The organism is Streptomyces sp. NPDC007095 (assembly GCF_040634475.1).
Classification (GTDB): Bacteria; Actinomycetota; Actinomycetes; order Streptomycetales; family Streptomycetaceae; genus Streptomyces.
Map to the genome: position 1 here is coordinate 1 of NZ_JBEYFS010000327.1, position 9366 is coordinate 9366.

The following is a 9366-nucleotide window of genomic DNA, read 5'->3' on the forward strand; positions in this document are numbered from 1 at the left end:
CCACCACCGGCCGGCGCGCGTCGAGCGCTTCCCGCACCTCTTCGGACACCACGATCACGTGCCTGCCTCCTGTCTGCCGCCTTTCCTCATCTCTGGCGGGCGGCGCGCCCGGTCAAACCCTTGCGACCTGCGGCGTACGACACCAGCCTGGGGGCATGACGGACAACTCGGCACGTCTTGACCATGTCGTCCTCTGGGTGCGCGATCCGGTTGCCTCGGCCGACTTCTACGAGAAGACGGTCGGCCTGGAACCCGTGAGGGTCGCCGAATACGCGGAGGGGAAGGCACCGTTTCCCTCCGTGCGCCTCAATGAAGAGACCATTCTCGACCTCATGGCCCTCCCCATGGCCGCGTACATGAACATGATCCCGGGCGCCGCGGACAGCGCGGGGCACCCGGTCAACCACGTATGCCTGTCCTTCCGGGAAGCCGATTTCGACGCGCTGCACACACGTCTGGAGGAACGGTCCGTCCCCCTTTCGGGCTTCTCGTACGACTCCTTCGGCGCCCGTGGCATGGCCAAGCGCAGCTTCTACTTCCAGGACCCGGACGGAAACGTCTTCGAGGCACGCCACTACGACTAGGGCCTTCCGGCCACCCTGCGCGTGAGGCTTTCTCGCATGCCCTTAAGGTGACCGCTCATGACCATGAACACGCAGGCCACCCCGTCCTTCGCCGTGCACATCCCCGACGCCGAGCTGGAACCGGAGCCCCTGGACCCGACTCAGATCGTCTCCGGCGACCCGGTGGTGAGCGGCAAGGTGCTGTGGGAGTCGGCCGACGGCAAGCAACTGCGCGGCATCTGGCAGATCACGCCCGGCGTGGTCACGGACACCGAGGCCGACGAACTCTTCGTCGTCGTCAGCGGCCGCGCCACGATCGAGGTCGAGGGTGGTGACGTGATCGAGGTGGGTCCGGGCGACGCGGTCGTGCTGCGCGAGGGCGACCGTACGACGTGGACCGTGCACGAGACGCTCCGCAAGGCGTACCACATCAGCCTCTGAGACCCTTCGGCGCTCACCGGCGGCTTCGGCCTCGGCGCCGCGTGAACAGCGCCAGCCCGCCCAGCGGCACCAGCAGGCACGCGGCGAGGAGGTTCAGCCACCCGTAGCTCGCCTGTGCGACGACGAGACCGGCGGTCGCCCCACCGACACCGGCCGCCGTGTTCATGGTCAGGTCGGACACCCCCTGCGCGGCGGCCCGCGCGGCCTGGGGCACCGAGTCCGTCAGGAGCGCCGAGCCGGACACGAGCCCGGACGACCAGCCGAGGCCCAGTACGAAGAGCCCCGCGGCGATCTGCCCGTGGCTGCCGCCCGCCGTGCCCGCGAGGAGCGCCGCGCAGGCCAGCAGGCCCACGGCGAGCCCGATCCCGGAGAGCCGCCCGAGCCGGTCCGAGAGCCGCCCCATGAGGGGCGAGAACGCGTACATGCCCGCGATGTGGCCACTGATCACCAGCCCGATCAGATCGATGCTCGCCCCGTTGTGTCCGAGGTCGACGGGGGTCATCGACATGATCGAGACCATCGCGGTGTGCGAGACGGCCACTGTCACGAGCGCCAGCCTGGCCCGCGGCGAGGCGGCGACCGCGGCGAAACCGGCGCGGATGGAACGCGCCTGAGCCGACTGCTCCTCGACGGGCGCCAGCGCCCGGGCGGTCAGCAGGGGATCGGGACGCAGCAGTACGGCCATCAGCAGCGCGGAGAGGAGGAAGACCCCGGCCGCCCAGAGGAACGGCCCCGCTGCCTCGGGTATCCCGAGCCCGGAGACGCTGCGTCCGGCGGGCGCGGCGATGTTGGGCCCCAGCACCGCTCCGATCGTGGTCGCCCACACCACGTTCGAGATGGCCCGGCCACGCCGCTGCGGCTCGGCCAGATCGGCGGCCGCGAACCGCGCCTGGAGGTTCGCCGACGAGGCCGCGCCGAAGCCCGCCATGCCGAGCAGCAGCAGCGGAAAACTCCCCAGACACGCGGCGACCACGACGACGCCCGCTCCCGACGCCCCGATGAGGTACGCCAGCACCAGGCCCGGTCGGCGCCCTCGCGCGGTCATCAGCGCGGCCAGCGGCACGGAGAGCACCGCCGTCCCGGTGACCGTCGCGGTGGGCGCGAGCCCGGAGAGCGACTCGGTGCCGCTGACCTGCTTGGCCAGCACGGTGGCGAGCGCGATGCCGGTGGCGACGCCGAGCCCGCCGAGGATCTGACCGGCGATGAGTACGGCGGTGATGCGGCGCCGCGCAGCGCCGGTATCTCCTCGGCGTCCACGGGTACGGCGAGCTGCCGCTCGACGGAGGTCACGGCGAACACTGGGATGCGCTGGAATCGGCTGGGGTCACCGGCGCAGTTTCCAGCCCGCGCCCCCACATGAACAAGGGATATCGCGAGCGATGAGCGCTGTCGGCTCCGCCGGTCCGGCAGGTACGGCAGCCCGCACCGGGCACGCCAGGCACCGTGCACAGCCGCCAGCCGCCAGCCGCCAGCCGCCAGCCGCCAGCCGCCGGCCGCCGGTCCCGTCCGTCAGAACAACGGCTCCGGCAGCACCCCTTCCAGCGCCAACAGCTTCCGCTTGGTCTCCAGGCCACCCCCGAACCCCCCGATGCCGCCGTCGCTCTCCACCACCCGATGGCACGGCACGACGACCGGCAGCGGGTTCGAGCCCATGGCCACGCCCACGGCCTGCGCCGCGCCCGGCTGGCCGACCCGTCGCGCCAGGTCGCCATAGCCCACGACCCCGCCGTACGGAACTCCCGCGGCCAGCTCGCGCAGCACCTGACGGTTGAACCCGGAGATCAGCGACCAGTCCAGCGGCAGCTCGAAGTTCCGCCGCTCGCCCGCGAAGTACGCCGCGACCTGGCGTATCGACTCGGCCAGGAGCGGTGACCCGGGAGCCTCGACCGGCTCGGTGCCCAGACGCGCGGCGAGCCGCTCGAGCGCCTTGTCGCGCACCGCGTCCGTGGCGTGGAAGACCACGTTCACCAGGCCGTCCGGTGTCGCCGCCAGCAGCAGCGGACCGATGTCCGTGCCGACGACGGCCCACACGACCCGCTGTTCGTCCTGCCCATCGCTGTTCATGCGATCCACCGTACGATCCGCCACTGACAATGCCCGCGGCACGGACGCCGCCCGGCGTCCGCACCACGGGCGAGAGGCCCGCCGGCAACCTGTTCAGGTCTGTTGCAGAGCGCTCCGGATCACGTCGGGCTTGTTCGTGATCACGCCGTCCACGCCGTAACCCGCCAGGCGCCGCGCGGTGTCCGCGTCGTCGATGGTCCAGGCGAAGACCTCCATCGGCCGGCGGTGCGGTCCGACGAACGAGTGGACCGCGGAGACATAGCCGGACGAGAGGGAGGTGTGGTCCGGGTTGATCAGATCGGCGAACCGTGCGAACTCGTGCAGGCGCGCGAGCGACGGCTTGCCCAGAAAGGCCGTCGTGATGCCCGGACGCAGTTCGTGGACCGTCCGCACGCTCTGCTCGCTGAAGCTCTGGACGACCAGCCGGTTCCTGAGATGGTCCGGATCCAGCCAGCCTTCGTTGCTCAGGACCTTGAGGGTCTGCCGCTCGATACCCGGATAGAGTTCGGGGTTCTTGATCTCCAGCACGAGCTTCTGGTGATTGTGCGAGACGCGGTTCATGTACTGCTTCAGCGTCGGCACACGTGTGCCCGCGTACCGGCGACCGAACCAGCTCCCCGCGTCCAGGCGCGCGATCTCCGCCGCGGTGAAGTCCTCGACCTTCCAGGGAGCCCGGCGGGGATAGACCTTCTTGACGTCGGTCGTACGGGCCAGGCTTGCGTCGTGGAGCACGACGAGCTCGCCGTCCCTGGTGCGCTGGACGTCGTTCTCGACCCAGCCGAAGCCCATCGCGGCCGCCTTGTCGATGGAGGCGAGGGTGTTCTCGGGCGCGTAGGCGGACGCTCCGCGGTGCGAGACGATCAGCGGAGCTTTGCGCAGGGAGCCGGCCTGTGCGTGGGAGGTGGGCAGTATCAGGACGGTTGCCCCGACAAACGCGGCGGTCGTGGCGGCGGCAACGCGCGCGTGCATACGTACTCCTCGCGTCGAGCGATCACAGACAGGTCAAGAGTGACAGCAGAGAGTCAACGACGGAGGGGTACGGGACGGACACGGATTGAATGGAGTTGACCAAGTCCGCTCACCGGCATCACACAGGTGCGGCGAGGTCGTGATTCTTTGCCGGAAAATCGTTCGACCATTCAGGTGAGAGTCATACTCTCTGCCTCGACCCTGACCGTTATTTCGGTCCTGAGGGTGGGGGCATTTCCGGGAATTTCTGGTGTAAAAGGGCGGGAAGGGCAGCCGCGCATGCAGGGCACGGTCGACGGCTTCAGTTACGGACTCGTCACACCGCTGGTGGCGTACCTCATGGCCTGCCTGGGCGGAGCGCTCGGCCTGCGCTGCACCACCAGATCGATGCTCGTCGCCCACTCCTGGCGGGCCGGCTGGCTCGCGCTCGGCTCGGTGGCGATCGCCTCGGGCATATGGACCATGCATTTCATAGCCATGATGGGTTTCACCGTAAAGGAGACCCCGGTCCACTACGACAAGCCGACGACGTTCGCGAGCCTGGGCGTGGCCATCGTGATGGTCGGCATCGGGATCTTCATCGTGGGTTACCGGGGCGCCACCGGGACGGCGCTCTTCACCGGGGGCACCATCACCGGTCTGGGAGTCGCCTCGATGCACTATCTGGGCATGGCCGGCATGCGCCTCAACGGGAACCTCGAGTACAACACCCTCACCGTCTCCGCCTCGGTGGTCATAGCCGTCGTCGCCGCCACCGCCGCTCTGTGGGCGGCGGGGCAGGTCCGGGGATTCCTCTGGAGCGTGGGCGCCAGCCTCGTCATGGGGCTGGCCGTCAGCGGTATGCACTACACGGGCATGGCCGCCCTCAGTGTCCATCTTCACGGCGCGTCCAGCAGTCCCGGCGGCGACTCGGCCGCCGCACTGCTCGCGCCCATGATGATCGGCCCGCTGGTCTTCCTGTGTCTGGCGGGCGTCGTCGTGATGTTCGACCCGCTGATGGTCATGGGCAAACCCGACTGGAGGCCCACGGAGCACCGGCCCGGCGTCCCGGCCCACCCCACGGTCCAGTACGTCGGCCGCCGCCCTCTGCCGCGCGCCGGCCGGGAGCGCGGCCACCGCAGCTCACGCACCCCCCAGAACCGGTGATCCGGGCCCGTTGTCAGTGCGGGGTCGTACGGTGGAACCCATGCGGCCCGTATCAAAGATCGAACGTTCGGTGGCGCCCTTCGAGGTCGTCAGCCCCTACCAGCCGAGCGGTGACCAGCCGGCGGCCATCGCCGACCTGGAAAAGCGCATCCGCGCGGGTGAGAAGGATGTCGTCCTGCTGGGCGCGACCGGCACCGGAAAGTCCGCCACCACCGCGTGGATGATCGAGAAGCTCCAGCGCCCCACGCTCGTCATGGCACCGAACAAGACGCTGGCCGCCCAGCTGGCCAACGAGTTCCGCGAGCTGCTGCCGAACAACGCGGTCGAGTACTTCGTCTCGTACTACGACTACTACCAGCCCGAGGCCTACGTCCCGCAGTCGGACACCTACATCGAGAAGGACTCCTCGATCAACGAGGAGGTCGAGCGCCTGCGCCACTCCGCGACCAACTCGCTGCTCACCCGCCGCGACGTCGTGGTGGTCGCCTCGGTCTCCTGCATCTACGGCCTCGGCACGCCGCAGGAGTACGTAGACCGGATGGTCAGCCTCAAGGTCGGCGACGAGATCGACCGCGACGACCTGCTGCGCCGCTTCGTCGACATCCAGTACACGCGCAACGACGTGGCGTTCGCCCGCGGCACCTTCCGGGTCCGCGGCGACACGATCGAGATCTTCCCGGTCTACGAGGAACTCGCCGTCCGCATCGAGATGTTCGGCGACGAGATCGAGGCCCTCTCCACGCTGCACCCGCTCACCGGTGAGGTCATCAGCGACGACAACCAGGTCTACGTCTTCCCGGCGTCCCACTACGTGGCGGGCCCCGAGCGCATGGAGCGCGCGGTCAACGACATCGAGAAGGAACTGGGGGAGCGCCTCGCCGAGCTGGAGAAGCAGGGCAAGCTCCTGGAGGCCCAGCGCCTGCGCATGCGTACGACGTACGACCTGGAGATGCTCCGCCAGATCGGCTCCTGCTCCGGCGTCGAGAACTACTCGATGCACTTCGACGGCCGCGAACCCGGCTCCCCGCCGAACACGCTGATCGACTACTTCCCGGACGACTTCCTGCTCGTCATCGACGAGTCGCACAACACCGTGCCGCAGATCGGCGCCATGTACGAGGGCGACGCCTCCCGCAAGCGCACCCTCGTCGACCACGGGTTCCGGCTGCCCTCCGCCCTGGACAACCGCCCCCTGAAGTGGGAGGAGTTCCAGGAGCGCATCGGCCAGACCGTCTACCTGTCGGCGACGCCCGGCAAGTACGAGCTCTCCCGCGGGGACGGCTTTGTCGAGCAGATCATCCGCCCCACCGGCCTGATCGACCCCGAGGTCGTCGTCAAGCCCACCGAGGGACAGATCGACGACCTGGTGCACGAGATCCGGGGGCGCACCGAGAAGGACGAGCGTGTCCTGGTCACCACGCTCACCAAGAAGATGGCCGAGGACCTCACCGACTACTTCCTGGAGCTCGGCATCCAGGTGCGCTATCTGCACAGCGACGTCGACACCCTGCGCCGCGTCGAGCTGCTGCGCGAGCTGCGCTCGGGCGAGTTCGACGTCCTGGTCGGCATCAACCTGCTGCGCGAGGGCCTCGACCTGCCCGAGGTCTCCCTGGTGTCGATCCTCGACGCCGACAAGGAGGGCTTCCTGCGCTCGGGCACCTCGTTGATCCAGACCATCGGCCGTGCGGCGCGCAATGTCTCGGGCCAGGTCCACATGTACGCCGACCGGATCACCCCGGCGATGGAGAAGGCCATCGAGGAGACCAACCGCCGCCGGGAGAAGCAGGTCGCCTACAACGAGGAGAGGGGCATCGACCCGCAGCCCCTCCGCAAGAAGATCAACGACATCGTGGCGCAGATCGCCCGCGAGGACGTCGACACGGAGCAGTTGCTCGGCTCCGGATACCGCAAGGGCAAGGACGGCAAGGGAGCCAAGGCCCCCGTGCCCTCGCTCGGCGGCAAGGCGGCCAAGTCCGCCAAGGGCAAGGCCAAGGAGACGGTGCCGACCGACCGCCCCGCGGCCGAACTCGCGGAGCAGATCGAGGAGATGACGGAGCGGATGCGGGCCGCCGCGGCCGACCTCCAGTTCGAGATCGCGGCACGGCTGCGCGACGAGGTGTCGGAGATGAAGAAGGAGCTGCGTCAGATGAAGGAGGCGGGCCTGGCCTGAGGCCCCTGTCTACTGTGCCGGACCTCGGCGGATGCGCGCTGTGTTGCAACACCGACACAAAGCGCGCCCCAGGGTTCGGCACGGTCGTCGGCGCTGCGTAGGGTTCTGGACATCCGCGGACTCCGCGGCAACAGGGGACAGCTCGAGAGGGGAACAGCGCGTGACGGTCAACATGACCAAGGGTCAGGCCATCAGTCTGCAGAAGAACGACGGGGGCACCCTGACCGCGGTGCGCATGGGGCTCGGCTGGCAGGCGGCTCCCCGGCGCGGCCTGTTCGGCTCGCGCACCCGGGAGATCGACCTCGACGCGTCCGCCGTGCTGTTCGCGGACAAGCAGCCCGTCGACGTGGTGTTCTTCCGTCACCTCGTCAGCGACGACGGATCCGTGCGGCACACCGGTGACAACCTGGTCGGTGGCGTGGGCCAGGGCGGCGACGACGAGGCGATCCTCGTCGACCTCCAGCGCGTCCCGGTCCACATCGACCAGATCATCTTCACCGTGAACTCCTTCACGGGCCAGACGTTCCAGGAAGTGCAGAACGCGTTCTGCCGTCTGGTCGACGAGAGCAACGGCCAGGAGCTCGCCCGCTACACGCTCGCGGGCGGCGGCCAGTACACGGCCCAGATCATGGCGAAGGTGCACCGCGCGGGCCCCGGCTGGCAGATGACGGCCCTGGGTACACCGGCCAACGGCCGTACCTTCCAGGACCTGATGCCCGCGATCCTGCCGCACCTGTAGGCAGCGCGGCGCCCGGCACACGAAGCGACACGGGGGACAAGGCGATGACGGCCGAGCTGGTCCGGGGGCAGAACCACCCGCTCTCCCAGGCCCGTCTTGAGGTCCGCGTATCGGCCGGCCGGCCGATCGTGGCCGGGGCCACGCTCAGCGACGAGCAGGGCAGGGTCCGGGGCGTCGAATGGGTGGCTCACCCGGGCGCGCCGACCCTGCCCGGACTCGAAGTCTCCAAGCAGGCGGCGGCCGACCACCGCCTCGCGTTCGACCTGGACGCCCTGCCGGGGACCGTGCACCGCGTCAGCGTGCTGCTCGCACTGCCGACCGGTGCCGGTGGCCCTGCCCGGTTCGGGGCCGTCGCCGCCCCGTTCCTCGCCGTCACCGGCCTCGATGGCTCCGAGGTCGCCAGCTACACCATCACTGGCCTGGACACGGAGTCGGCCGTCGTCGCCCTGGAGCTCTACCGCAGACAGGGCGCCTGGAAGGTACGCGCGGTCGGCCAGGGCTACGCGGGCGGCCTCGCCGAACTCCTCACCGACCAGGGCCTTTCCGAGGCCCAGCAGCTCGCGGGCAGCATCAACGAAGCGGTGGCCCAGGGGCTTGCCCGCTCGGTGTCGGCACCCCCGCCGCGTACGGTGGACACGGACCGCTCACGGCAGGCGGCCGCCTCGGCCCCGGGACCGGACCAGCCGTACGCCGGACCGCAGGGCGCCTTCGGGACCGTACCGCCGCAGTCCCCGTACGACGCGCCGGGTCCGCAAGGAGCCACGGTGCCGCAGTCTGGCTACCCGGGAGGCCCCGCGCAGCCCGACGCCTCCGCCGTCACCCAGCCGTCCGCTCCCACGGGCGGCCCGGTCGACTACAGCCACCCCGGCAGGCAGACCGCCGCGCCGCCCCCGCCTCCGCCGGCCGCACCACCGGCCGCGCCGGGGCAGCCCGCGCAGCCCGTCGCCGGTGACGCGACCGGCTGGTCCATGGAGGAGCGGCTCTACAACCAGGTGTGGGGCATGTTCGAGGACCTGGCGCGCACCACGGCCGCGTATCGCAGCGCCGTCGACTTCGCCGACTCACGCATGGAGCAGGAGCTCGACAAGGTCCTGTCCGACCCGCGCAGCCGGATCGGCGGGCAGGGCGACGCCGCGCGTGAGGCGGCCCAGGCCAAGCGCGCGGGCCTGGTCGACCAGGCCGCGGCGACTCGTGATCGTCGGTGCCGGGTTCCTCGGTGCGGAGGCCGCCGCCGTGGTCCCGTCCATGGCGACCAGGCGCAGGTAGGGGCCCAG

Annotated in this window: 8 protein-coding genes and 1 pseudogene; 6 read left to right on the forward strand and 3 right to left on the reverse strand. The window is 70.0% G+C overall.

Going from position 1 to position 9366, the window contains the following annotated elements:
• The first annotated feature begins 155 nt into the window (after window positions 1-155).
• Window positions 156-584, forward strand: a complete 429-nt coding sequence (locus ABZ656_RS53255) for a VOC family protein (protein ID WP_101405771.1) — start codon at window positions 156-158, stop codon at window positions 582-584.
• A gap of 57 nt (window positions 585-641) precedes the next feature.
• Window positions 642-1004 (forward strand): cupin domain-containing protein, encoded by a 363-nt coding sequence (locus tag ABZ656_RS53260; RefSeq protein ID WP_360279317.1) that lies wholly within the window; start codon window positions 642-644, stop codon window positions 1002-1004.
• A 13-nt stretch (window positions 1005-1017) separates the two neighbouring features.
• Here the strand turns inward: ABZ656_RS53260 and ABZ656_RS53265 are convergent.
• From ABZ656_RS53265 to ABZ656_RS53275, 3 genes and pseudogenes are all read right to left on the reverse strand, one after another.
• A pseudogene (locus ABZ656_RS53265) lies at window positions 1018-2294 on the reverse strand (MFS transporter).
• A 219-nt stretch (window positions 2295-2513) separates the two neighbouring features.
• On the reverse strand, window positions 2514-3068 hold the full coding sequence (locus ABZ656_RS53270) for a methylated-DNA--[protein]-cysteine S-methyltransferase (RefSeq protein ID WP_101405773.1): 555 nt from the start codon (window positions 3066-3068) through the stop codon (window positions 2514-2516).
• Window positions 3069-3161: 93 nt separating this feature from the next.
• The gene (locus ABZ656_RS53275; protein WP_101405774.1) at window positions 3162-4037 is read right to left on the reverse strand and encodes a glycerophosphodiester phosphodiesterase family protein; all 876 of its coding nucleotides are present in this window, start codon (window positions 4035-4037) and stop codon (window positions 3162-3164) included.
• 279 nt (window positions 4038-4316) lie between these two features.
• On the opposite strand from ABZ656_RS53275, the gene ABZ656_RS53280 reads away from it, so the two are divergent.
• The 4 genes from ABZ656_RS53280 to ABZ656_RS53295 all read left to right on the forward strand — a co-directional run.
• The gene (locus tag ABZ656_RS53280) at window positions 4317-5183 is read left to right on the forward strand and encodes an MHYT domain-containing protein (RefSeq protein WP_360279322.1); all 867 of its coding nucleotides are present in this window, start codon (window positions 4317-4319) and stop codon (window positions 5181-5183) included.
• Between the two features lie 40 nt (window positions 5184-5223).
• The gene (gene uvrB / locus ABZ656_RS53285) at window positions 5224-7353 is read left to right on the forward strand and encodes an excinuclease ABC subunit UvrB (protein WP_101405776.1); all 2130 of its coding nucleotides are present in this window, start codon (window positions 5224-5226) and stop codon (window positions 7351-7353) included.
• Between the two features lie 160 nt (window positions 7354-7513).
• Complete coding sequence (locus tag ABZ656_RS53290) at window positions 7514-8092, forward strand: TerD family protein (RefSeq protein ID WP_101405777.1); 579 nt, start codon at window positions 7514-7516, stop codon at window positions 8090-8092.
• Window positions 8093-8136: 44 nt separating this feature from the next.
• On the forward strand, window positions 8137-9366 hold a 1230-nt coding region (locus ABZ656_RS53295; RefSeq protein ID WP_360279326.1), incomplete at its 3' end, for a TerD family protein.